The sequence below is a fragment of the Coprococcus sp. AF19-8AC genome, assembly GCF_003603115.1.
GTDB classification, from domain to species: domain Bacteria; phylum Bacillota; class Clostridia; order Lachnospirales; family Lachnospiraceae; genus Coprococcus; species Coprococcus aceti.
In genome coordinates this window covers 33,264-56,120 of the sequence record NZ_QTMI01000002.1, presented here as the reverse complement: position 1 = coordinate 56,120, position 22,857 = coordinate 33,264, and the positions used below count along the sequence as shown (strand labels likewise).

The following is a 22,857-nucleotide window of genomic DNA, read 5'->3' as shown; positions in this document are numbered from 1 at the left end:
CTATATTATGAAAAACATATTGTTGATAGGTCTCGGCAGATTCGGTAGGCATATCGCTTTGCAGCTGAATAAGCTCGGGCATGAGGTGATGGCGGTAGACAGCAACGAAGAAAGGGTCAATAAAATTCTGCCGATCGTTACTAACGCACAGATAGGTGACAGCACAAACACGGAATTTTTAAAGTCGCTCGGAATCGGAAACTTTGATGTGTGCATAGTCACCATAGGAGGAAATTTTCAAAATTCGCTGGAAACCACTTCTTTGCTGAAAGAACTCGGCGCAAAATTAGTTGTATCCCGTGCCGAGCGTGATGTGCAGGAGAAATTTCTTCTGCGTAACGGAGCGGACGAGGTCGTTTACCCAGAAAAACAGGTAGCAAATTGGGCTGCTATTCGGTACACCGCCGATCACATACGGGATTACATCGAGGTCGATGAGGCTCATGCCATTTTTGAGGTAGAGGTTCCGGAGGGGTGGATCGGAAAAACCGTCGGAGAGCTGGATATCCGCAGAAAATACAGCATCAATATCATGGCGACCAAGGAGAACGGAAAGATAAATATGGCAGTTTCACCGGAAACCGTTCTTACGAACAAGACCACTCTTTTGGTTCTCGGTGCTTACAAAGAACTGCAAAAGTGTTTTCGCATTTAACAGAGGTGAGTGAGGATGGCTGAACTATTGCTGATCGTCAGCCTGCTTGGCATATTTGCTTTCGGATTTTATCTTATGAGCAGGCTGGATCGATTTCTTGAAGAAAACAGAAAAGCATTGTTAAAGGAAAACGAATCCCGTGAGCCTTCCGAAATTCTGCTGCCGCAGGGGCTGTCCGAAAGTGAAATATTATGTGAGATCCGCCGTTTTCGTGAAACGCACGGAAATGTCGATATTATTCTTTCCGATGGGCAGAAGAATGATTTTTAGACTGCGGTAGATTTTTTTACAGTTTTACTGTATAATAATAAAATAAAAATGGCGGTGAAACCGATGAAAGTACAAAACGAACAGTCAAAATTCGATACAGACGAGCATATCCTTGTCTGCCTATCCTCTTCTCCGTCCAATGCAAGGATCATACACACCGCCGCAAAGATGGCTAAGACCCTTCATGCAAGATTTACCGCCATCTATGTGCAGACGGATACGGTCATAAATGATGAGGATCAGTCCCGACTTTCGCAGAACATACAGCTCGCGCAAAGGCTCGGCGCCGAGATCGTTATGACGCACGGCGAGGATGTACCGCTGCAGATCTCGGAATATGTCAGGCTTTCCGATGTCACAAAAATTGTGATCGGGCAAAGCAGTGCCAGACGCAGATGGCTGTTCGGAAGACCGACTCTTACTGAAAAGCTGATCTCCTCCGCCCCCGATGTTGACATTCATATTATTCCCGATGCACTGAACTACACAAAGCCGCACAGACGCCGTCTGTTCTTAGGTGCAGAGATACCGTCGCTGCGGGATATTGCCGTGACCGTCTTGGCGCTTGCCGTATGTACGGCGATCGGGTTTCTGTTCGACCATCTCGACTTTCCCGATACCAATATCGTTACGGTATACATCCTAGGTGTGCTGATGATCTCCGTTTTGACCAAAGGATACCTTTGCAGTATGGCAGGCTCACTTCTAAGTGTTGTATTGTTCGGATTTTTCCTTACCGAACCCAGGTTGTCCTTTCAGACCTATGCCGTAGGCTATCCCGTTACCTTTGCAGTCATGCTGGCGTCTTCCGTTCTCACCGGCACACTTGCTTCGAAGCTGAAAGATCATGCAAGGCTCTCGGCTCGCTCCGCGTTCCGTGTGCAGGTGCTGTTCGACACTGACCGTCTGTTGCAAAAAGCAAAAAGCAACGATGATGTTTTAAGCGTGACCTGTATGCAGCTCTCGCGGCTGCTTGACCGCAGTATTGTTGCCTATACGAAAGGCGAAAACGGAATGTTGTCCGGGCGGCTGTATGCCGAAAAAAAGGATACACACGCTGAAAAGCTGCTAAGCGATGCAGAGCGGCAGACCGCAGAATGGGTGCTTCAAAACGATTGCCGTGCAGGAGCAGCGACAGCACAGTTTGGAAAATCCGAATGTCTTTATCTTGCGATCCGTGCAGGCGGCAGAGTATACGGTGTAATCGGGATACCGATGAAACCCGAAAGGCCCGATTCATTTGAGAGCAGCATCGTACTGTCGGTTGTGAACGAATGTGCGCTGGCAATGGATAATGCTCACAACGCCGCCGAAAAGGAACGGGCGGCAGATCTTGCAAAAAGCGAGCAGCTGCGCGCCGACCTTTTGCGGTCGATCTCACACGATCTGCGCACGCCGCTTTGCTCCGTTTCGGGTAATGCGGACACGCTTTTGCATAACGGAAACTGCCTGGACGAAGCAACCAAGCAGCAGATCTATAAAGATATTTATGACGATTCCGAATGGCTGATCGGCGTGGTGGAAAATCTGCTGTATGTTACACGGCTGAATGACGGACGCCTGAAGCTGGAGCTTACCGACCAGCTTGTAGACGAAGTGGTCAACGAAGCCGTTTCGCACTTGAAGAAAAAATCCGTCGGACACAAGGTGACGGTAAGGTGCGACGATTTGATCCTTGCCCGTATGGACGCACAGCTTATCGTGCAGGTCATTGTCAACCTTATTGATAATGCTTTGAAATATACCGAACAAGGCTCCGAGATCTGCGTAAGTGCCGAAAAACAGGGTGGGGATGCCGTGATCCGAGTTACCGATAACGGAAACGGAATTGCAGACGATATGAAGCCGCATATTTTTGAGATGTTTTACACCGGAAAAAATACCGTCGCAGACAGCCGCAGAAGCTTCGGGATCGGGCTTACCCTGTGTAAATCTATCGTAGAGCTGCACGGCGGAACGCTGACGCTTACGGATAACGTACCGCACGGCTGCATATTTACCTTTACTTTACCGCTCAGCGAGGTGACTCTGAATGAATAAACCCCTTGTTCTCGTTGTGGAGGACGACCGTCCCGTCCGCAATCTGATCGTAACAACATTAAAGGCGCACGATTACCGCTACCTGACCGCGGAGAACGGACACAGCGCTATTATAGAAGCGACCTCCCATAACCCGGATATCGTTCTGCTGGATCTGGGGCTGCCGGATATCGACGGCACACAGGTGATCGAAAGCATCCGCTCATGGTCAAATATGCCCATTATTGTGATCAGTGCGCGCAGCGAGGATAAAGACAAAATCACGGCGCTGGATGCCGGGGCGGACGACTATCTGACAAAGCCCTTTTCCATAGAGGAGCTTTTGGCACGCCTTCGGGTCACGCAAAGACGGCTGCTGCTGCTTCAGGCAAGCGGCGACGCCGACTCACCCGTTTTCCAAAACGGCAAGCTTAAAATTGATTATGCTGCCGGCTGCGCTTATCTAAATGGGGAGGAATTGCACCTGACCCCGATTGAATACAAGCTTTTGTGTCTGCTCTCTCATAATGTCGGAAAGGTGCTGACGCACACCTATATCACGCAGCAGATTTGGGGCAGCAGCTGGGAAAAAGATATTGCTTCTCTGCGGGTGTTTATGGCGACCCTGCGCAAAAAGCTGGAGTCACAAAAGGACAGTCCGCAATATATTCAGACGCATATCGGCGTCGGTTACCGTATGCTGCGGGTAGACTGAGAAAAGCGAGGAAACAAGGATTTGAACTGATATGCAATAGAAAATCTTTTCGGAATTGAAGGGCTGAATATCGCTTGGTATGGACTCATTATCGCCTGCGGTATGGTGCTTGGCTTTGCTTTGGGGAGCATAAAACACAGCCTGTGCCAATTTGCCGTCCGAAACCTTAATCAAAGATCAAAATTTTTTCTAATCATTTTCCTGTTAGCTATAAAAAAGCACAACGCCACAGAGTTTTAAATCTCTGTGGCGTTGTGCTGCTCTCAATCGGTCACTTTTTGAAAGTGTCCTTATGTGAGCCTGCCTTTTATGCGGCTTTGAGCGGGGTTGCCGCAAGGATGGATTTGGAGCCAAAATAGTGTTACCCTATAGTAAAGATGATACAAAATGATAAATGTAAGTATGGCTTACGGTCACATATAAATGGGAGGCGCGTAAAATGTGGATATTATTTGCAGTGGGTTCTTCGTCATTTGCGGGGATCACGGCGATACTTGCAAAATGCGGTATAAGAAAGACGGATTCTGATGTGGCGACGGCTATAAGGACAGTTGTGGTTCTGCTGTTTGCTTGGCTGATGGTTCTTGTCACAGGAGCCTGGACTGCAGACACACATATCAGCGGTAAGACACTTCTCTTTCTGATCCTCTCCGGCCTTGCAACTGGAGCATCCTGGCTGTGTTATTTCAGGGCGCTGCAGAAAGGGGATATCAACAAGGTCGTTCCCATAGACAAATCAAGCACCGTGCTCACGATTCTGCTTGCCCTCATATTCCTACATGAGGGGATCACCTGGGTTAAGGGTATCTCAATAGTTATGATAGGTGTGGGCACCATGCTTATGATCACCAAAAAGAAAACTGCAGATGATCAGGAGATGTCAGGGAAAGATGTCGAATATATGTCAACAGACGGTGGCAGTGTGGCACAGAAACAGCGGGGAATGGGACTTTTTCATGGCAGCTGGCTGCTGTACGCGGTGCTCTCAGCTGTCTTTGCCAGTTTGACAGCGATACTCGGCAAGGTAGGGATATCGGATATCAACTCAAATCTGGGCACGGCGATCAGGACAACGGTGGTTCTTGTCATGGCTTGGCTTATGGTGTTTGTGTCAGGAAAACAGCATGAGATAAAGGGCATAGAGAAGAAGGAGCTGCTGTTTATTGCGCTCTCCGGAATAGCCACGGGAGCATCCTGGCTGTGTTATTACAGGGCACTTCAGGACGGACCGGCAAGCGTGGTAGTACCGATAGACAAGCTGAGCATGCTCATCACCATTGCATTTTCAGGAATCGTGTTCCACGAAAAGCTGACCAAGAAAGCGGCTGTTGGCGTGGTATGCATCACTGCTGGAACTCTCTTAATTGCCATGAATTTCTGAATATTTTACGGTCTATTTAGAAAGTATTTATAGTTTCTTCCTGTGGATTTTATATCTATCGTTTACACTATATACAACGAAAAAGATATAGAGGATACATTTGTACATGAGAAGCTTATCAAGCTGTGCTTGATGGCAGAACAGGCAGGAGGCGTTAAATATGAGAACAGCAGACCACATGAATCTGAGCAGATATATTATGGATCACATGGATGCCGGCGCATCTAAGCTGCAGAAGGCGGCGTTCATATTTGGCAGCATAGAGCCGGATATTAATATGGATGCCGGTTACGGCAAATGCAAGTATGGCAGCAGCTGGCAAGATTGGAATGGAGTCTACAGGGGTGGCGTAGGATAGCACGCCGTAAAAAAGTCCAGCATATCGAAATTGAGCCGACAACAAAGACTTGGTTAAGAAACTTCATAAAAACAACAAAACAGCTTGAGAAAAACAATTTTAAATTACCTCTTGCATTATTTTCTGAAGTCTGCTATTATAAATCACGACAAAGGCGTCAAATGAATCGAAAAGATTCGTTTGGCGCCTTTTCGCGTATGTAGTACCGGGAGAATGAGATATCGCATCCTTCGGGTGAATAAAGGTTAAGGAGGAAGAAACTATGAATACGGGAGATACTGGTTTTATTATGATCTGTGCGGCTCTGGTGTTCTTCATGACACCCGGACTTGCATTCTTCTACGGAGGCCTCGTCAGGAGGAAAAATGTTGTAAATACCATCATGGCATGTACAGCCATCATGGGACTTTCAGTTGTCATGTGGGTGCTGTTCGGTTACTCGCTCTCATTTGGCACGAACCACGGAGGTGTTATAGGAGATCTCAAGTGGTTTGCACTTAACGGGATAAAGATGGATGAGGCTGGTCCTTATGCGGACAATATACCTCACCTTGTATACGTTGCATTTCAGATGATGTTCGCCATGATCACACCGGCGCTTATCACCGGCTCACTGGTCGGACGTGTGAAGTTCAAGGCGTTGTTCTTCTTCATCATGCTCTGGTCGATCATCGTTTATTACCCAATGGCTCACATGGTATGGGGCCAGGGTGGTTTCCTCGGAGAGATCGGATCAGTTGATTTCGCGGGAGGAAATGTAGTGCATATAAGCTCAGGTGTGAGCGCCCTTGTATTCTCTATCATCCTTGGAAGAAGAAAGGGATACGAGAACACAGCATACAGAGTTCACAACATTCCATTTGTCGCACTCGGTGCATTCATTCTTTGGTTTGGATGGTTCGGTTTCAATGCCGGAAGTGCCCTCGGTGCAAATGGCCTTGCAGCACATGCATTTATGACAACAGCGATTGCCAGTGCCAGCGCAATGCTCTCATGGATGATAATAGATGTTATAAAGGACGGAAAGCCTACTCTGGTCGGTGCATCAACAGGTCTTGTAGTTGGTCTTGTGGCTATAACACCTGGTGCAGGATTCGTACCGATCTGGTCATCATTCATCATCGGTGCACTTGTCAGCCCGATCTGCTGCTTTACAATCTCATTCCTGAAGGGTAAGCTGAAGATAGACGATGCACTTGATGCATTTGGATGTCATGGTATCGGAGGTATCTGGGGAGGTATCGCAACAGGTTTATTTGCAAAGAGCTCGATCAACAGTGTAGCTCGTTGGGATGGTCTGGTATTTGGCGATGTACATCTGTTCCTGGTGCAGCTTTTAGGTATCGTTGTAACGATCGCGGTAGCCATAGTCGGAACACTTATCTGTCTTGGGATCGTGAGACTCTTCACACCACTCCGTGTAACAGACAGAGAAGAGAAGGTAGGTCTGGATATCTCAGAGCACGGTGAGAGTGCATATCCAACATTCAATGGACTTGATTCGTAGGACAGCAATGTCGAACTTGATATGTATTGATAGTTGAGATTGTTTAGCTAAACAATCTCAACTAGGTATATGTTATGAGGTTCGAATTGCATGTTTATTGGTATAGATAGATTTTAGAATAAGGAAGGAGAGATCTGATATGATGATAAAGGTTGAGGCTATCGTGCGCGAGGAGGTCTTTGAGGACGTCAAGGAAGCGTTGAATGCCATAGATGTAAATGGAATTACAGTGTCTCAGGTTATGGGATGCGGAGCACAGAGAGGATATAAGAAGCTTGTCCGTGGTACTGAGGTAGATGTGGTGATGCAGCCGAAGATCAAGTTTGAGATAGTTGTGTCATCTGAGGAATGGGAGAAGAAGACCATCGAGGCTATCCAGAAGGCGGCATATACAGGTGAGGTTGGAGATGGCAAGATATTCAGCTATGAGATCCGTACTGCAACTAAGATCCGTACAAAGGAGAGCGGATATGATGCGCTGAATTAAAAGTTTATAAATTCTTTACCAAATACTAGCCGGGAATCCTTTGACAATCAAAGGGTTCCCGTGTTATTATGTCGAAAATATCAGGGAGTAGTTCACATCGGTTATAAGATGTTGTGCGATCTCGTCATCACGTTTTCTGGCTGGGACATACCTGTGCAGGGAACCGGGACGCACGCTTTCGGAGTATATATAGTAGTGTATATAGAACTTGAAAGGAACGAGACTTTTATTGTGTGTTTATCATGCAATGAAGGTCTCGTTCCTTTTTCTTTGCATGACACACACAACCTGTTTACAGAGATTAAGAAGAAAAGGAGTCTGGTGTGTATGACAGAGAAAAATTTTTGGAACTGTTCCGGTGATGAATTACTAAAAGAATTCAAGACAGACAGCCGCGGACTGTCGACGGAGCGGGCAGAGGAGATCCGCAGTGAAAAGGGAGAAAATGTTCTCCAGGAAGGCAAGAGAAAGAGCACATTACAGGTGTTCCTCAGCCAGTTTTGTGACCTGCTGGTGATCATACTGATCATAGCAGCGGTCATTTCTATGTTTTCTGACAATATCGAGAGTACCATAGTAATCTTGGCGGTACTCGTCATGAATGCTGTGCTTGGAACGGTGCAGCATGTGAAAGCTGAGCGTTCGCTTGACAGTTTGAAACAGCTTTCATCCCCAAATGCAAAAGTTATGAGAGATGGTGTGAAGCAGGAGCTTCCGTCCCGCGAGATAGTTCCGGGTGATATCGTGCTGCTCGAGGCGGGCGATATGATAGTTGCCGATGGAAGGATACTCAGGAACTTCTCACTCCAGGTAAATGAGAGTTCACTCACCGGAGAATCTACAAATGTGGAAAAGAATGATGCAATAATAGAAGGTTCCGTGCCTCTTGCAGACAGGACAAATATGGTGTATTCAGGAAGTCTTGTTACATACGGACGAGCAGAGGTGCTTGTGACCGGAACAGGAATGGATACGGAGCTCGGTAAGATCGCAGGACTTATGAATGCGGCAAAGGAGAGAAAGACTCCGCTTCAGGAGAGCCTTGACAAGTTCAGTGCAAGGCTTGCGGCATTCATCATGATCGTGTGCGCGCTGGTATTTGTCCTCTGTATATACAGGAAGATGGCGGTGCTTGATTCCATGATGTTCGCAGTCGCCCTTGCAGTTGCAGCTATACCTGAGGCTCTTGGTTCGATAGTTACCATCGTGCAGGCATTTGGCACCCAGAAGATGGCGAAGGAGAATGCGATCATCAAGAACCTCAAGGCGGTTGAAAGCCTTGGATGCGTGTCAGTCATCTGCTCAGACAAGACCGGAACACTTACACAGAACAAGATGACCGTGCAGGAGATATATCTGGATGGAAAACTTTACAAGCCGGAGGAGCTTGATTCCCATAACCAGCTCCACAGATATCTGCTATATGATGCGGTTCTCACCAATGATTCCAGCATAGTGGATGGAAAAGGAATAGGAGATCCGACGGAATATGCATTGCTTGAGATGTTCCGTCAGGTCCACATGATGCCAGGCATGGAGACGGATGGTACAGGTATCTCTGTTCCTGCGGAGACTGTAAAATGGAGTCTGAAGGAGGATGTACTCAGGGACTGCATGGACAGAATGGAGGAGGTTCCGTTCGACTCGGACAGAAAGCTTATGAGTACAAAGTATCTGCTTCATGGGGTTCCGACCATACTCACCAAGGGTGCTGTGGATGTGCTGCTTGACAGATGCGTGAGCGTGAGATACAGCGATGGCGTAAAGCCTATGACAGATGAAGAAAAAGCGAAGATCAAGGCTCAGAACAAGGCATTCTCAGAGAATGGCCTCCGTGTACTGTCATTTGCATATAAGGAAAGTGATGAGGTACTGGGAGTTGATACTGAGTATGGATTTACATTCCTTGGACTTGTGTCCATGGTGGATCCGCCACGCCCGGAGTCTATGGCAGCGGTTGCCGATGCAAGGCGTGCGGGCATAAAGCCGGTCATGATAACCGGAGACCACAAGATCACAGCGGTTGCCATAGCGAAGCAGATCGGAATATACGAAGATGGGGACATGGCACTCACGGGAGAGGAGCTTGACGCTCTGTCTGATGAGGAGCTTGCACGTGACATAACAAAGATATCTGTATATGCCAGGGTGTCACCGGAGAATAAGATAAGGATAGTCGATGCATGGCAGAAGAACGGCAATATAGTAGCCATGACAGGCGATGGTGTCAATGATGCCCCTGCACTCAAGAAGGCAGACATAGGTGTTGCCATGGGAATAACCGGCACGGAGGTGTCCAAGGATGCGGCGGCTATGATACTCTCAGATGACAACTTTGCAACCATCATCAAGGCGGTGTCAAATGGACGAAATGTATACAGGAACATAAAGAATGCGATACTGTTCCTGCTGTCAGGAAACACAGCTGGAATACTGGCGGTGCTTTATACTTCGATAGCGGCCCTGCCTATTCCGTTTGCACCTGTACATCTGTTGTTCATCAACCTGCTCACAGATTCTCTTCCTGCGCTCGCGATAGGAATGGAGCCGGCTGATCCATCGCTGCTCTCAGAAAAACCGAGGGATCCTAAGAAGGGAATACTGACATCTGACTTTATGGCAAAGATGCTCTCGGAGGGCCTTCTCATCGCTATAGCGACCATGACAGCATTCCATCTTGGCCTGCCGGTGAGTCCGGCAAAAGCCACTACCATGGCATTTGCAACACTGACACTCGCCAGACTGTTCCACGGTTTTAACTGCAGAAGTGAGGAGTCGATGTTTAAGCTTGGATTTAGATCAAATAAATACAGCGTATATGCATTTTTAGCCGGAGTGGCATTTCTGGCTGCGGTCCTGTTCATACCGGGACTTCACAGTCTGTTCAGCGTGGTAAGTCTTGGAGCGGCGGATGTGCTGAAGATAGCGGGACTTGCATTTGCACCAACTGCGATAATACAGATCATTAAGGCCATACAGGACAAGAGGAGATAGACATGCTGGAGAATATTACATTTTCATATTTTGCAGAGCAGGTTGTGAGCCATCCGGCGCTTTTGATCGCCGTTCTGCTGACACTTGGAGTAATTCTGGTAAATGGATGGACGGATGCACCAAATGCCATAGCGACGTGTGTGTCTACCAGATGCATAGATGTGGATAAGGCGATAATTATGGCGGCTGCCTGCAATTTCCTTGGGGTTCTTATCATGTCGCTTGTCAATTCAAAGGTAGCCATGACTATCAAGAACATGGTGAATTTCGGCGGTGACACAGACTCAGCGATGATCGCTCTATGTGCGGCAATGACGGCGATCGTAATATGGGCAATCGGTGCATGGGCATTTGGCATACCGACAAGTGAGAGCCATGCACTGATTGCCGGACTTACGGGGGCAGCCATAGCACTTCAGGGAGGACTGGACGGTGTAAATCCTTCAGAGTGGATAAAAGTAATATATGGTCTTGTGCTGTCGACTGTTCTCGGATTCGCAGTCGGATTTGTGGTGTGCAAGCTGCTCACGGTTATCTGTTACCGCTTTGACAGAAGAAAGACAAATGCTTTCTTCTCAAAAGCACAGGTGGCCGGCTCGGCGGCGGTGGCATTCATGCACGGAGCCCAGGATGGCCAGAAGTTCCTGGGAGTTCTCCTGCTTGGGCTGTTTCTCGTAAATGGACAGAGCAGTGCAGAAAATGTAACGATACCAATATGGATGATGATACTTTGTTCGGTTGTCATGGGACTTGGAACATCAATTGGAGGAAAGAAGATCATCAAGTCTGTTGGAATGGATATGGTAAAGCTTGAGAAATACCAGGGATTTGCGGCTGATCTGTCGGCAGCACTCTGTATCCTGCTCTCGACGGTATGTGGAATCCCGGTCAGCACCACCCATGTGAAGACGACAGCCATCATGGGCGTGGGTGCTGAGAAGAGGGCATCTGCGATCAACCTCAAGGTGGTGCGCGATATGGTGCTTGCCTGGGTGCTCACATTCCCGGGCTGTGGTGTCATAGGATATGGCATGGCAAAGCTGCTGATCGTGTGGCTGGGGTAGGTTGTAGGTGGTTGAAAATGCAGGCGCCACCTAAGGACCGGCGGCTGCGTATTCCCCTGATTTGGTAATGCAAAAATCACTTACACTATTACAGCTTATGAGTTTTTCAATCACCTACGAATATAGAGTTTTGATTATAAGGAGAGAATATTGTGAAGAAGAAAAAGGACGAGTTTTATTTTAAGAATCTGAATACATGTGTGGAGATCTCGTATCAGGCCGCGGAGTTTCTGAAGAATGTAGTCGTGGATTTTTCGGTGGACACCATCAAGGAAGACCTTGATCGTATGCATGAGCTTGAGCAGAAGGCCGATGGCAAGAAACATAAGATGATGACTGTGCTCAGTCAGGCGTTCATAACACCGATTGAACGGGAGGATCTGGTTGCCCTGTCTAACTATCTGGATGATATTACCGATGCTGTTGAGGATGTGTTCCTGCAGATTTATATGTGCAATGTGGATACTATCAGAGAGGATGTACCCCAGATGGTAGAACTGCTCCTCGAGTGCATCAAGGCACTGCAGGATGTGATCGGAGAATTGAAGAGATTCAAGAGTTCAAAGACCATTGAGCAGAGCATAATCAGGGTAAATGATCTTGAGGAGCAGGGAGACAGATTGTATGTGGAGAATATGCACAGACTGTACGGTGAGAGTGACCTTAGGACTGTGGTCGTGTGGAAAAACATATATGCCTGCATAGAGAACTGTATGGATGTGTGCGAGCACGCAGCGGATATTGTGAACACAGTGATCATGAAAAATTCATAGGATGAGATTCCTGCAAAAATAATAGTCAATAGAAATATTTACGAAATATTTTCAGATTGAATTAAAAAAATTGTTATATTTATCAAAATTAAAAAAATGCAGAATATTCTATTGAATAAAATCAAAGTGAGAATATAATAATCAAAGGGTTAAAGGGTGGTTTGAATATACAGAGTAACTATATCTGTGTATCGAACCTCCTTTTTTATGAAAAAGGCTCGATATGTGGAGGTTGTATACAGGCATGTATACCAAGGTTGTGAATCGTTGCTCCATATGTGTATGATAAATATATAGAAGGAAGACAAAAAAGATGAAATATTTGAAGCAGTTTCTTATAATCCTCGCCATATCCTTTATCGGTGAGATACTTAAGTACATAGTTCCACTACCGATTCCGGCGAGTATATATGGTATGGTTATCATGTTTATCTGCCTACAGACCAAGATCCTCAAGCTGGAAGATGTGAAGAGTGTGGGCAAGTTTCTTATAGAGATCATGCCGGTCATGTTCATACCAGCTGGTGTGGGCCTTATGTCGTCGTGGGGAACGCTTAAGCCTGTGCTTGTGCCAGTCAGCGTCATAACGGTGGTTGTCGTCATAACGGTCATGCTTGCTTCAGGCTGGGTATCACAGCTTATAATAAGGAGAGACAGGAAGAAGGAGACTGAAAATGAGTGATATGTTTGAATCGTCCATATTTGCAGGGGTGACTATAAGCCTTCTGGCATATATGTTTGGAAGTGTACTTAAAAAGAAACTTAAGATAGCTATACTTAACCCACTGCTGGTGTCCATCATAGTGACTATAGTGGTGCTGGTTGTGGCTGATGTGGATTACGATGTGTACAATGAAGGCGCAAAGTATCTGAGTTGGTTCCTCACACCGGCTACAGTGTGTCTTGCAATCCCACTCTATGAGCAGTGGGAGCTTTTAAAGCACAATTATAAGGCTGTGCTCGGCGGTATAGTTGCCGGAGTTATAACGAGTCTGACTACAGTCCTTGTGTTGTGCAAGGTCATGGGACTTTCCCATAAAGATTATGTGACACTTCTTCCGAAGTCCATAACCACAGCTATCGGAATGGGTGTCTCGGAAGAGCTTGGCGGATATGTGACCATCACGGTTGCAGTCATAGTTGTGACCGGAGTGATCGGCAATATAATCGGAGAGATCGTGTTCAAGATATTCCGTATTAAAGAACCTATATCAAAGGGACTTGCCCTGGGATCATCAGCCCATGCCATCGGAACTGCCAAGGCTATGGAGATCGGCGAGGTTGAGGGAGCCATGAGCAGTCTGTCGATTGCAGTTACGGGAATACTTACGGTTATACTTGCATCTGTGTATGCACATTTTATGTAATGGATATAATTGGAGAGAGTTATACTTTTCGTATCTCTCTGAGCTTATATGCAGCCATGAGCTGGAATCTGACCTCCGCATTGGAGAGATCATATTCCAGCTCTTCTTTTATTATCCGGAGCCTGTAATTTATCGTATTCCTGTGGCAGAACATTTTCTCAGAGATGTGCTGAACACTGCCGCTGCACTTAAGATATTCGTACAGAGTGTCCGTCAGAGCTGAGTGATGGTTTTTGTCGTACTCTATGACACCACCGAGCTGCTCTGCGATAAATGAGTGTATGAGCTGGGCATCATTAACTTCCAGAAGAATACGCAGGAATCCGAGACTGTTGTAATCACAATATATGTTGTCTGCGGTAAATTCCCTTGCAGAAACTGCACGGCGGTAACTCAAGGGGAGTTCTGTCAGGGACAGAACCGGGCTTCCGGAACCCATATGTATGCTGCGGTCCGGGAACCTTGCAACCAGAGCCTCTGCGATGTCACTGCATTTGTCTGCGATGGATCCGGAGAAAGGGCATCTCAGGATAACTGTCGGATTGCCATCATATACAAATGCATGGAAGACAAGATCTGTATTGTTGCAGACCTTCTGCAGGATATACATGAACTCATCTGTTGCTTCTGTATCGATGGACAGAACGTTGTAGCAGCCATTGTTGAATCCGGAGCCTTTTATTGTGTCAGTCTGCTCGTCGGTCAGGGAATTCCCCATGAGGATATTCTGGAATGCTGCGGTCATGTTGCCATCATCCCTGGAGTCTTCAAATATCCTGTTGTAGTAGTCGTGGGTGATATCGAATATCCTTGTATCCCATGGCATGGTAAAAAGAGGAAATGAATAGCGGTGGCACAGTCTGACGATCTCATCGGTTATGTCCTCCTCAAATATATATCTGCCGGTATTCAGAATGAGTCCGCAGGTTCCCCTCTTTATGAGCTCTTTGATAAATGCCCTGAGCCAGTCCTCGCGTTCACCGGAGGTCACGCCGGTTGTGATGATGAGTTCCCCTCCGTTCAAGAATGTGGATGTGGATATATCCTCTGATATGTATACCCAGCTTACGATGTTCTCCATTCCCTTTCCACCGGATATCAGGTTAAGGTTGTATTTTCGTTTGGTATCATAGTACAAATCTCTCAGAAAAATGGCCATGTCAGTGTTCCCTCCTGTATTACGCGCACATATATAGTCTTGCGAAAAGCACATTATATATTATTATTACTGCATATCAGACCTGTGTCAATGGTGGAAAATGTGCTATGAGCACAAATGCGTTCTAATATTTTGTGCCTGGGGAATATGGCATAACACCTACGGTTGTGCGATTCTATATGCAGAGTAAAAAAGACAGCCGGTGTTTCAGAAAGGAAGCCTGACCCTGGTGCACAGGCTGCTGGTTGAAAAAATAAAGGAGGACAAAATTATGCTTAGAACAGATTTACCAGAGATAATCACAGAGACACTGCCGGGACCAAAGGCAGCGGAGGTAATAAAGAGAAGAGAGAAGGCAGTGCCATCTGCCATTAGGTGTGCGTATCCGGTTGTTATAGACAAGGGTGAGGGTGCCATGATACAGGATGTGGATGGCAACAAGTTCCTAGACTGGATAGGTGGTGTCGGAGTCCTGAATATCGGATTCTCACAGCCGGAGGTCGTTGAGGCTGTCAAGACACAGGCTGACAAATATTTCCACGGCATGTTCAATGTGGTAACCCATGAGGGATATGTGGCACTCGCTGAGAAGCTTGCGTCCATTGCACCAGTAAAGGGCGACGAGAAGAAGGTGTTCTTCGCAAACAGTGGTGCTGAAGCTGATGAGAATGCTGTAAAGGTTGCAAAGAGCTTTACAAAGAGACCAAATATCATCGTATTTTCGGGAGCTTTCCACGGCAGAACACATTACACAATGGCCATGACATCCAAGAAGGCTTATGCAAAGGGGATGGGTGAGCTTGCAAATGGAGTGTTCAGGGCACAGTTCCCATATTACTACAGGAATCCTGAGGGAATGCCACAGGAGGCAGCTCTTGATTACTATATGAATTCGCTCACAGATGTATTTGAACAGTGCGCAGCGGCAGATACCATTGCGGCAGTTGTTGTTGAGCCTCTTCAGGGCGAGGGTGGTTTCATACCTGCACCTATCGAGTGGGTAAAGGCTGTCAGAAAGCTCTGTGATGACCATGGAATCCTTCTTATTGCGGATGAGGTACAGAGCGGCTTCTGCAGAACAGGAAGAATATTTGCCAGTGTATATTGGCAGGAGGCAGGCGTACAGCCTGATATCATAGCAACAGCCAAGTCTATAGCAGCAGGTGTTCCGCTGTCAGCCATCATCGCAAGATCAGAGATCATGGAGGCTGTCGCTCCTGGAACAATAGGCGGTACATACTGTGGAAATCCGCTTGCCTGTGCAGCAGCCCTCAAGACTATCGAGATCATGGAGAGAGATGATCTTGCAGGACGTTCATGTGAGATTGGTGAGAAGGTTGTGGCAAGATACAATGAGCTCAAGGAGAAGTATGAGTGCGTTGGCGATGTCAGAGGACTCGGTGGAATGGTAGGAATAGAGTTTGTCAAGGATAAGAAGACCAAGGAGCCTGCTCCTGAGCTTACCTCTGCGGTCATCACCGAGTGCTGGAAACGTGGCTTGCTGGTTGAGGGCGCAGGAACTTACAATAATGTCATAAGATTCCTTGCACCGCTTGTCATCACAGATGAGCAGCTTGCCGCCGGCCTGGATATCTTCGAGGCAGCAGTGGAGGCGGCGTCTAAGTAGACGCTTGAAAAATTAGAAGATACACGACATAATATATCACAAGGAGGACCCGCGATAGCGGGAGATGCCTTGAGATAATGCGGGCGCCGCACGGAGTGCATAGGAATGCGCCCGCTCAGTAATATATCACAAGGAGGACCCGCGAAAGCGGGAAATGCCTTGTGATAATGTTGAGCGGGAGGGGTACGATGGATTATTTATCACATAATGTTGCTGTGAATCTGAATAGAATGAGGACCTCCAAAGGTATGAGCCTGGATGTGCTGTCTGAGCAGACGGGTGTCAGCAAGAGCATGCTGGCGCAGATTGAGAAGGGCACTGCTAATCCGTCTCTGGGTGTCATGGGCAAGATAGCCAGCGGCCTCAGAGTTGAGTTTCATGAACTTATTGATCCGCCGCCCATGGAGGCCTGTCTTGTGAATCCAGAGGAGCTTGTTCCAATCAAGGAGGCAAAGGGACAGTATAAAGTGTGGACGTGTTTTCCGTATGAGGACAGCCATGAGGTGGAGATATATCGTATAGACATTGAGCCGGGAGGCACATATGTCAGCGGCTCCCATGGTGAGAAGACAAGAGAATACCTGTCGGTTACAGAGGGTGTTCTGACTGTTGAGGCAGGTGATACAAAACAGAAGGTCGGCAAGAACCAGATATACAGGTTTGAGACTGATAAGGTTCATGTGTACAGCAACGATGGGAATGAAAAGGTGAGCTGTATATGTGTATTCCTGGACTATCACTAACATGGAAATATGAGCGGTATTAAGTGTAAAATAATGTACATACAATGTGGTTGTAAAAGATTATCATCTGTCCAATATAATGCACAAAATGTTCAATAAAATAATGTTCTGAAGTGCATGGTAATACAAATAAAGTCAGATAATAAGCCAATCTTAAGAAAATTAAGAAAATGTGTTGACATGTATTATATTGAGTGGTATCTTAAGTGTGTCAAATATAAAGAACAAGAATTTAAGGCAAAGGAGCCTGGACGAACATTCATCCGCAGTCTCCTTTGCCTTTTTTGATGCTTGGGGACAAAAACGATCCGGCACCATGATTCTTCTGATTTTACAAAATGTAGTGGAGGTAAGGATTATGAAATTAAAAGACACAGGATTAACATTTCAGGACATTAAGGACAAGGTAGACAAGTACATGATCGAGACATATGAGCGTTTCGATTTCCTCGCTGAGACAGCAAAGGACATGTACATATATGATGAGAACGGCAACGGATATCTTGATTTCTACGCCGGAATCGCAGTAAACAGCGCAGGTAACTGCAATGAGAAGGTTGTTGAGGCTGTCAAGGATCAGGTCGGTGACATCATGCACACATTCAACTATCCTTACACAATTCCACAGGCACTGCTTGCTGAGAAGGTTTGTACGACTATTGGAATGGACAAGATATTCTTCCAGAACTCAGGAACAGAGGCCAATGAGGCTATGATCAAGATGGCCCGTAAGTATGGTATTGAGAAGTATGGTCCAAACCGTTACCATATCGTGACTGCAAAGCAGGGCTTCCATGGAAGAACATTCGGCGCCATGTCAGCAACAGGTCAGCCGGGAAATGGCTGCCAGGTGGGATTTGGTCCTATGACATACGGCTTCTCATATGCACCTTACAACGACCTTCAGGCATTCAAGGATGCATGTACAGAGAACACTATAGCGATCATGGTTGAGCCTGTACAGGGCGAGGGCGGTGTACATCCTGCAACAATGGAATTCATGAAGGGACTCAGAGAGTTCTGTGATGAGAATGACATGCTTCTCCTTATAGATGAGGTTCAGACAGGTTGGTGCAGAACAGGAAATATCATGTCATACATGAATTACGGAATCAAGCCGGATATCGTGTCCATGGCAAAGGCTCTCGGCGGCGGAATGCCGATTGGAGCTATATGTGCAACCGCTGAGGTTGCAAAGGCATTTACACCTGGTTCACATGGAACAACATTTGGTGGACATCCTGTATCATGTGCAGCAGCACTTGCAGAGGTAAATGAGCTGCTTGACAGAGATCTTGCAGGAAATGCAAAGAAGATGGGAGATTACTTCGCAGCAAAGCTTGAGAAGATCCCACATGTAAAGGAAGTAAGACATCAGGGGCTCCTGGTTGGTGTTGAGTTTGATGATACGATCGGCGGTGTGGATGTAAAACATGGATGTCTTGACAGAAAGCTTCTGATCACAGCCATCGGAGCTCATATAATCCGTATGATCCCACCACTTATCGTGAACGAAGAGCAGTGTGATAAGGCTGTTGAGATCATCACAGATGCAGTGGCAGAATTAAGTAAATAGGGGAAACGCGAAGCCCCTGGAAGGAGCGATGTAGATGAAACATTTTGTTGTGACCGTTGGATGTGAATATGGCAGCGGTGGAATAGAGATTGGCAAGATGGTAGCGAAATCTCTGGGAGTTGAGTATTACGACAGAGATCTGATAGATAAGGTCGTTGAGGAGATTGGCGTTGACAGAGATCTTGTCAAGAAGGCGGATCAGGGCGAGACAGTCAAGTATGAATTTGATACAAGCTTTGGACCGCGATATGCAAACCTTACAAACAGGGTTATTTATAAGCAGTTTGAGGTTATCAATAAATTTGCAGAGAAATCTTCCTGTATCATCATAGGACGGTGCAGCAATTATATACTCAAGGACAGAGATGACTGTCTGAATGTATTCATATATGCACCTACAGAAAAGAGGATACAGTATGTCATGGAGAAGAAGGGGCTTGATCATGACAAGGCGGCTGAGCTTGTCAAGTACAACGATGGAATGCTCAGTTCCAGATATAACTACATGACAGGTGGAGATATGAGAGACTGCAGCATGCGAGACATGATGATAGACTCCAGTGTACTTGGCCTTGAGAAAACTGCAAAGTACATACTTCAGATGATAGATCTGAGATTTGAGGATTAAGCATAAAAGAAATTGTGAATTAACATATATATGCAATTCCAACTACATCGCGAATATAGAAAATGACAATGGCGTCAGATGAACACGGAAAGTGTGATTCCTGACGCCATTTTTTTAACATTTTAACAAACTGTGGATGGTGTGCTTGGATGTATTAGAAAGGATGATATTATGGCAGGAAAAAAATCAGAATTTGATAAAGTATTTTCTGCCTGGGACATACTGGTGATAGCCTTTGGAGCCATGATCGGCTGGGGCTGGGTAGTATCCTCAGGCGACTGGATCACGAGAGGTGGAGTAATAGGAGCGGCCATCGGATTTGCACTTGGCGGTGTTATGGTATTCTTCGTTGGACTCACATATGCAGAGCTTACAGCGGCCATGCCTCAGTGCGGCGGCGAGCATGTGTTCAGCTATAAGGCTATGGGACCTATAGGTTCTTACATATGTACATGGGCTATCGTACTTGGATATGTCAGTGTTGTATGTTTCGAGGCTTGTGCACTTCCAACCATCATCACTTATATATATCCAAAGTTCCTTCAGGGATATCTGTACACGGTGGCAGGTTTTGATATCTATGCATCGTGGCTTGCGGTTGCAATAATAGTTGCGATATTTATAACATATATCAATATAAAGGGCGCGAAGACAGCGGCACTTCTGCAGACCATACTTACAGTTGTGATCGGCGGTGTTGGTATTCTTCTCATAGTTGCATCAGTTGTGACAGGAGATGCTTCAAACCTTGACGGACAGATGTTCAACGGAGACTCCACAGGGGAGATATTTAAGACTATCCTCAGAGTTGCTGTTACCACACCATTCTTCTTCATTGGATTCGACGTAATCCCACAGGCTGCAGAGGAGATCAATGTACCTCTCAAGAAAATCGGTAAGATCATGATACTCTCAATTGTTCTTGCGGTTCTTTTCTATGCGCTTATCATCATAGGTGTAGGTTATGTCATGAATTCATCTGAGGTAGCTGCATCCATGGATGGATCAGGTCTTGTTACAGCGGATGCCATGGCAAAGGCGTTCAACAGCAGTATTATGTCGAAGGTTCTTATTGTAGGAGGTATGTGCGGTATCGTTACTAGCTGGAACTCGTTCCTCATCGGAGGAAGCCGTGCAATGTACTCCATGGCAGAGTCATACATGATCCCGAAGACATTTGCAAAGCTTCACAAGAAGCACAAGACACCTGTAAATGCACTTTACCTCATCGGTTTCCTCTCAGTTCTTGCTCCTCTTGCAGGCCGTAAGATGCTGGTATGGATAGTTGACGCAGGTAACTTTGGATGCTGTCTTGCATATTGCATGGTATCCCTTTCATTCCTGATACTCAGGAAGAAGGCACCGGATATGAAGAGACCATATAAGGTTAAGCATTATAAGATTGTTGGTGCACTGGCAGTCCTCATGTCTGGTTTTATGGTTGTGATGTACATAGTTCCAAATTCAGGAAGTGCACTCGTATGGCAGGAATGGGCTATGGCGGGTGGCTGGTCACTTCTTGGTGTGGTATTCTTCATAATATGTAAGCTTAAATATAAAGAAAAATTCGCTTCACATGTCGATGTCCTCATTGATGATGAGATCGTAGATGAGGAAGAGAACAGAGAGGAAGAGGTCAAGGCTGCTATCGAGCTTGTTATGGCTGAGGAGGATGAGACAAAATTTGTTCAGCCTATTGCCTTCAACTACAATCTTCCTGTAAATATTGCATTTGGTACCGGAAAGGTTGCCCAGACCGGTGAACTCACTAAGCCGTATGGTAAGAAAGCGCTCATCGTCACAGGCCGCAGCAGTGCAAAGAAGTCAGGCTTGTATGACAAGGTAAATGACAGTCTGAAAGCAGCAGGTCTTGAGACTGCACTGTTTGATAAGGTTGCACAGAATCCGCTCACTACAACAGCTATGGAAGGTGCAGAATTTGCCAAGACAAATGGCTGTGATGTGGTCGTTGCCATAGGTGGTGGAAGCATCATGGATTGTGCAAAGGCTATAGCGTTCCTGGCACTCAATGATGGAGATATCAACGATTACATATTTGGCAGAAAGGTCAGCGATACGGCACTTCCGCTTGTACTTATTCCTACAACCTGTGGAACAGGTTCAGAGGGAAATGGATTTGCGGTTCTCACCAATCCGGAAAATGGCGACAAGAAGTCACTCAGATGCAATGCCATCGTGGCAAAGGTATCCATCGTGGATCCGGACTGCATGAAGACCATGCCAAAGCATGTGCTTGCGGCAGTTGGATTTGATGCACTGTGCCACTGCATGGAGGCATACACATCAAAGATCTCGCAGCCATTTACAGATGCGCTTGCACTGTATGCGATTGATCTTATCGCCCACAATCTTGTGGATGTATATAAGGGCAGAGGAACCCAGGAGAGCTGGGAGAAGATAACACTGGCCAGCACCATAGGCGGTATGGTCATCAACACAGCCGGAGTCACATTGGCTCACGGAATGGAGCATCCAGCCAGCGGCCTTAAGGACATAGTTCACGGCAAGGGACTTGCAGCTCTGACACCAGTTATCATCGAGGCGTCCTACAAGGGAGATCACTTCAAGTTCGCGAAGATCGCCAGAATATTTGGTGGTATCACGGCGGATGATCTGGCACCGAAGATCAGAACTCTTCTGAAGAATCTTGATCTGGATGTCAAGCTTTCAGATCTCGGAATCGAGGAGAAGGATATTCCTTGGATGGCTGAGAACTGTATGAAGGTTTCGGCAGCCAGCATAGCTAACAACCCTGTGGTATTCACACAGGAGGAGATCGCTGAGATATATAAGAAGGCAATGTAAATTGTAATATAAAGGATAGCAAACCGCTGCAGCCGGATGGGTTTCCGACTGTGGCGGTTTTTATTGTGAATTATAGTGCTTGCATATCTTTTCTAATTCTGCGAAGTTTAAGCAATCATGCCTTCGTTTAAAATATTCGCCGGACATGTATTTGTTGTAAAGAACGTTGGCTTTGTTGACTATTTTGTCGTAATTTTCATTACACCATTGGAGCTCCTGCCTGTAGAGTTGCTTTCTTTTGGCAATTTCAGAGGTATCGTGCTTTCTTATTTTGGTATCTATTCTTGATAATTGGGATGTTTCAACTGGAATCATTCTGCTGAAATTGAGAGCGGCGATGATTTTGCTATTTATAATAATTCGAGAAAAATCAATCCTATCAGACATGTTTTCGTGTTTTGGTTTGAAGGATGTTAATGGTATACAATATTTTTGACCATTACAAGTGACTATAATTCCGATATATGGTCGAGTATGTTTAGCTAGTTGTGGACTTGAGTTGTATATTCTGTCATCTTTGGCGTGTAGATTGCGGATATATTTCATATCTATCCAATATAATTTTAATTCGTGTTTCAATATGCCTCCTTATAAAATGTAAAAGGACTATGCGTACATAGTCCTTTTTATAGTTCACCTGAAAGGTGACGCTATTCTGCTGAATGTCCACTTATATAATTGGCAGGACTCTCCATATGACTATAGAAT

20 protein-coding genes are annotated in these 22,857 nt (G+C 46.2%); 18 read left to right on the top strand and 2 right to left on the bottom strand.

Translation table 11 applies throughout. The features are described from left to right. Positions 1–7 precede the first annotated feature (7 nt). The 13 genes from DWX57_RS05105 (at position 8) to DWX57_RS05040 (ending at position 13,590) form a co-directional block, all read left to right on the top strand. Positions 8–655: a potassium channel family protein gene (locus DWX57_RS05105; protein ID WP_015534220.1), complete on the top strand. Its 648-nt coding sequence runs from the start codon at positions 8–10 to the stop codon at positions 653–655. A gap of 15 nt (positions 656–670) precedes the next feature. Then, positions 671–925, top strand: coding sequence for a hypothetical protein (locus DWX57_RS05100; RefSeq protein WP_015534219.1), 255 nt, complete (start codon positions 671–673; stop codon positions 923–925). Between the two features lie 63 nt (positions 926–988). Continuing rightward, positions 989–2,965: an ATP-binding protein gene (locus tag DWX57_RS05095; protein WP_120123159.1), complete on the top strand. Its 1,977-nt coding sequence runs from the start codon at positions 989–991 to the stop codon at positions 2,963–2,965. Next, positions 2,958–3,659: a response regulator gene (locus tag DWX57_RS05090; RefSeq protein ID WP_015534217.1), complete on the top strand. Its 702-nt coding sequence runs from the start codon at positions 2,958–2,960 to the stop codon at positions 3,657–3,659. The genes DWX57_RS05095 and DWX57_RS05090 overlap by 8 nt, the downstream gene beginning before the upstream one ends. 439 nt (positions 3,660–4,098) lie before the next feature. Further along, entirely contained in the window at positions 4,099–5,040 is a 942-nt protein-coding gene (locus DWX57_RS05080; protein WP_120123158.1) for an EamA family transporter, read from the top strand. 160 nt (positions 5,041–5,200) lie between these two features. Continuing rightward, on the top strand, positions 5,201–5,398 hold the full coding sequence (locus DWX57_RS14375) for a zinc dependent phospholipase C family protein (protein WP_243105000.1): 198 nt from the start codon (positions 5,201–5,203) through the stop codon (positions 5,396–5,398). A gap of 262 nt (positions 5,399–5,660) precedes the next feature. Continuing rightward, positions 5,661–6,905 carry an ammonium transporter gene (locus DWX57_RS05070; protein WP_118649385.1) on the top strand — a complete coding sequence of 415 codons (1,245 nt, stop codon included), beginning with the start codon at positions 5,661–5,663 and terminating at the stop codon, positions 6,903–6,905. Positions 6,906–7,044: 139 nt separating this feature from the next. After that, on the top strand, positions 7,045–7,392 hold the full coding sequence (locus tag DWX57_RS05065) for a P-II family nitrogen regulator (protein ID WP_004850656.1): 348 nt from the start codon (positions 7,045–7,047) through the stop codon (positions 7,390–7,392). A 327-nt stretch (positions 7,393–7,719) separates the two neighbouring features. Continuing rightward, positions 7,720–10,386 (top strand): cation-translocating P-type ATPase, encoded by a 2,667-nt coding sequence (locus DWX57_RS05060; RefSeq protein ID WP_120123157.1) that lies wholly within the window; start codon positions 7,720–7,722, stop codon positions 10,384–10,386. 2 nt (positions 10,387–10,388) lie between these two features. Beyond that, positions 10,389–11,450: an inorganic phosphate transporter gene (locus tag DWX57_RS05055; protein WP_118649383.1), complete on the top strand. Its 1,062-nt coding sequence runs from the start codon at positions 10,389–10,391 to the stop codon at positions 11,448–11,450. A gap of 152 nt (positions 11,451–11,602) precedes the next feature. After that, entirely contained in the window at positions 11,603–12,223 is a 621-nt protein-coding gene (locus DWX57_RS05050) for a DUF47 domain-containing protein (RefSeq protein WP_158579442.1), read from the top strand. Between the two features lie 313 nt (positions 12,224–12,536). Then, the gene (locus DWX57_RS05045) at positions 12,537–12,905 is read left to right on the top strand and encodes a CidA/LrgA family protein (RefSeq protein WP_118758521.1); all 369 of its coding nucleotides are present in this window, start codon (positions 12,537–12,539) and stop codon (positions 12,903–12,905) included. Further along, positions 12,898–13,590, top strand: coding sequence for an LrgB family protein (locus tag DWX57_RS05040; RefSeq protein ID WP_015534210.1), 693 nt, complete (start codon positions 12,898–12,900; stop codon positions 13,588–13,590). The genes DWX57_RS05045 and DWX57_RS05040 overlap by 8 nt, the downstream gene beginning before the upstream one ends. Positions 13,591–13,609: 19 nt before the next feature. Here the strand turns inward: DWX57_RS05040 and DWX57_RS05035 are convergent, their stop codons facing one another. Next, entirely contained in the window at positions 13,610–14,749 is a 1,140-nt protein-coding gene (locus DWX57_RS05035) for a PucR family transcriptional regulator (protein WP_165852766.1), read from the bottom strand. A 271-nt stretch (positions 14,750–15,020) separates the two neighbouring features. On the opposite strand from DWX57_RS05035, the gene DWX57_RS05030 reads away from it, so the two are divergent. From DWX57_RS05030 to DWX57_RS14590, 5 genes are all read left to right on the top strand, one after another. Beyond that, complete coding sequence (locus DWX57_RS05030; RefSeq protein ID WP_117549513.1) at positions 15,021–16,376, top strand: aspartate aminotransferase family protein; 1,356 nt, start codon at positions 15,021–15,023, stop codon at positions 16,374–16,376. A 188-nt stretch (positions 16,377–16,564) separates the two neighbouring features. After that, complete coding sequence (locus DWX57_RS05025; RefSeq protein WP_022058947.1) at positions 16,565–17,119, top strand: XRE family transcriptional regulator; 555 nt, start codon at positions 16,565–16,567, stop codon at positions 17,117–17,119. 358 nt (positions 17,120–17,477) lie between these two features. Then, positions 17,478–18,695: an aspartate aminotransferase family protein gene (locus tag DWX57_RS05020; RefSeq protein WP_022058946.1), complete on the top strand. Its 1,218-nt coding sequence runs from the start codon at positions 17,478–17,480 to the stop codon at positions 18,693–18,695. Positions 18,696–18,729: 34 nt separating this feature from the next. Next, positions 18,730–19,323, top strand: a complete 594-nt coding sequence (locus DWX57_RS05015; protein WP_022058945.1) for a cytidylate kinase-like family protein — start codon at positions 18,730–18,732, stop codon at positions 19,321–19,323. A 171-nt stretch (positions 19,324–19,494) separates the two neighbouring features. After that, on the top strand, positions 19,495–22,149 hold the full coding sequence (locus tag DWX57_RS14590) for a bifunctional amino acid transporter/iron-containing alcohol dehydrogenase (protein ID WP_120123155.1): 2,655 nt from the start codon (positions 19,495–19,497) through the stop codon (positions 22,147–22,149). Between the two features lie 60 nt (positions 22,150–22,209). On the opposite strand, the gene DWX57_RS05005 is transcribed toward DWX57_RS14590, so the two are convergent. Continuing rightward, positions 22,210–22,728, bottom strand: a complete 519-nt coding sequence (locus DWX57_RS05005) for a type III toxin-antitoxin system ToxN/AbiQ family toxin (protein ID WP_118649377.1) — start codon at positions 22,726–22,728, stop codon at positions 22,210–22,212. Between the last annotated feature and the right edge of the window lie 129 nt (positions 22,729–22,857).

Excerpts from the sequence above, each read along its gene's own strand:
- DWX57_RS05095 (WP_120123159.1), top strand. The coding sequence starts at position 989 with ATGAAAGTACAAAACGAACAGTCAAAATTCGATACAGACGAGCATATC.
- DWX57_RS14590 (WP_120123155.1), top strand. The coding sequence starts at position 19,495 with ATGGCAGGAAAAAAATCAGAATTTGATAAAGTATTTTCTGCCTGGGAC.
- DWX57_RS05090 (WP_015534217.1), top strand. The coding sequence starts at position 2,958 with ATGAATAAACCCCTTGTTCTCGTTGTGGAGGACGACCGTCCCGTCCGC.
- DWX57_RS05070 (WP_118649385.1), top strand. The coding sequence starts at position 5,661 with ATGAATACGGGAGATACTGGTTTTATTATGATCTGTGCGGCTCTGGTG.
- DWX57_RS05060 (WP_120123157.1), top strand. The coding sequence starts at position 7,720 with ATGACAGAGAAAAATTTTTGGAACTGTTCCGGTGATGAATTACTAAAA.
- DWX57_RS05065 (WP_004850656.1), top strand. The coding sequence starts at position 7,045 with ATGATGATAAAGGTTGAGGCTATCGTGCGCGAGGAGGTCTTTGAGGAC.
- DWX57_RS05100 (WP_015534219.1), top strand. The coding sequence starts at position 671 with ATGGCTGAACTATTGCTGATCGTCAGCCTGCTTGGCATATTTGCTTTC.
- DWX57_RS05055 (WP_118649383.1), top strand. The coding sequence starts at position 10,389 with ATGCTGGAGAATATTACATTTTCATATTTTGCAGAGCAGGTTGTGAGC.
- DWX57_RS05025 (WP_022058947.1), top strand. The coding sequence starts at position 16,565 with ATGGATTATTTATCACATAATGTTGCTGTGAATCTGAATAGAATGAGG.
- DWX57_RS05080 (WP_120123158.1), top strand. The coding sequence starts at position 4,099 with ATGTGGATATTATTTGCAGTGGGTTCTTCGTCATTTGCGGGGATCACG.
- DWX57_RS05015 (WP_022058945.1), top strand. The coding sequence starts at position 18,730 with ATGAAACATTTTGTTGTGACCGTTGGATGTGAATATGGCAGCGGTGGA.
- DWX57_RS05105 (WP_015534220.1), top strand. The coding sequence starts at position 8 with ATGAAAAACATATTGTTGATAGGTCTCGGCAGATTCGGTAGGCATATC.
- DWX57_RS05030 (WP_117549513.1), top strand. The coding sequence starts at position 15,021 with ATGCTTAGAACAGATTTACCAGAGATAATCACAGAGACACTGCCGGGA.
- DWX57_RS05020 (WP_022058946.1), top strand. The coding sequence starts at position 17,478 with ATGAAATTAAAAGACACAGGATTAACATTTCAGGACATTAAGGACAAG.
- DWX57_RS05040 (WP_015534210.1), top strand. The coding sequence starts at position 12,898 with ATGAGTGATATGTTTGAATCGTCCATATTTGCAGGGGTGACTATAAGC.
- DWX57_RS05045 (WP_118758521.1), top strand. The coding sequence starts at position 12,537 with ATGAAATATTTGAAGCAGTTTCTTATAATCCTCGCCATATCCTTTATC.
- DWX57_RS14375 (WP_243105000.1), top strand. The coding sequence starts at position 5,201 with ATGAGAACAGCAGACCACATGAATCTGAGCAGATATATTATGGATCAC.
- DWX57_RS05035 (WP_165852766.1), bottom strand. The coding sequence starts at position 14,749 with ATGGCCATTTTTCTGAGAGATTTGTACTATGATACCAAACGAAAATAC.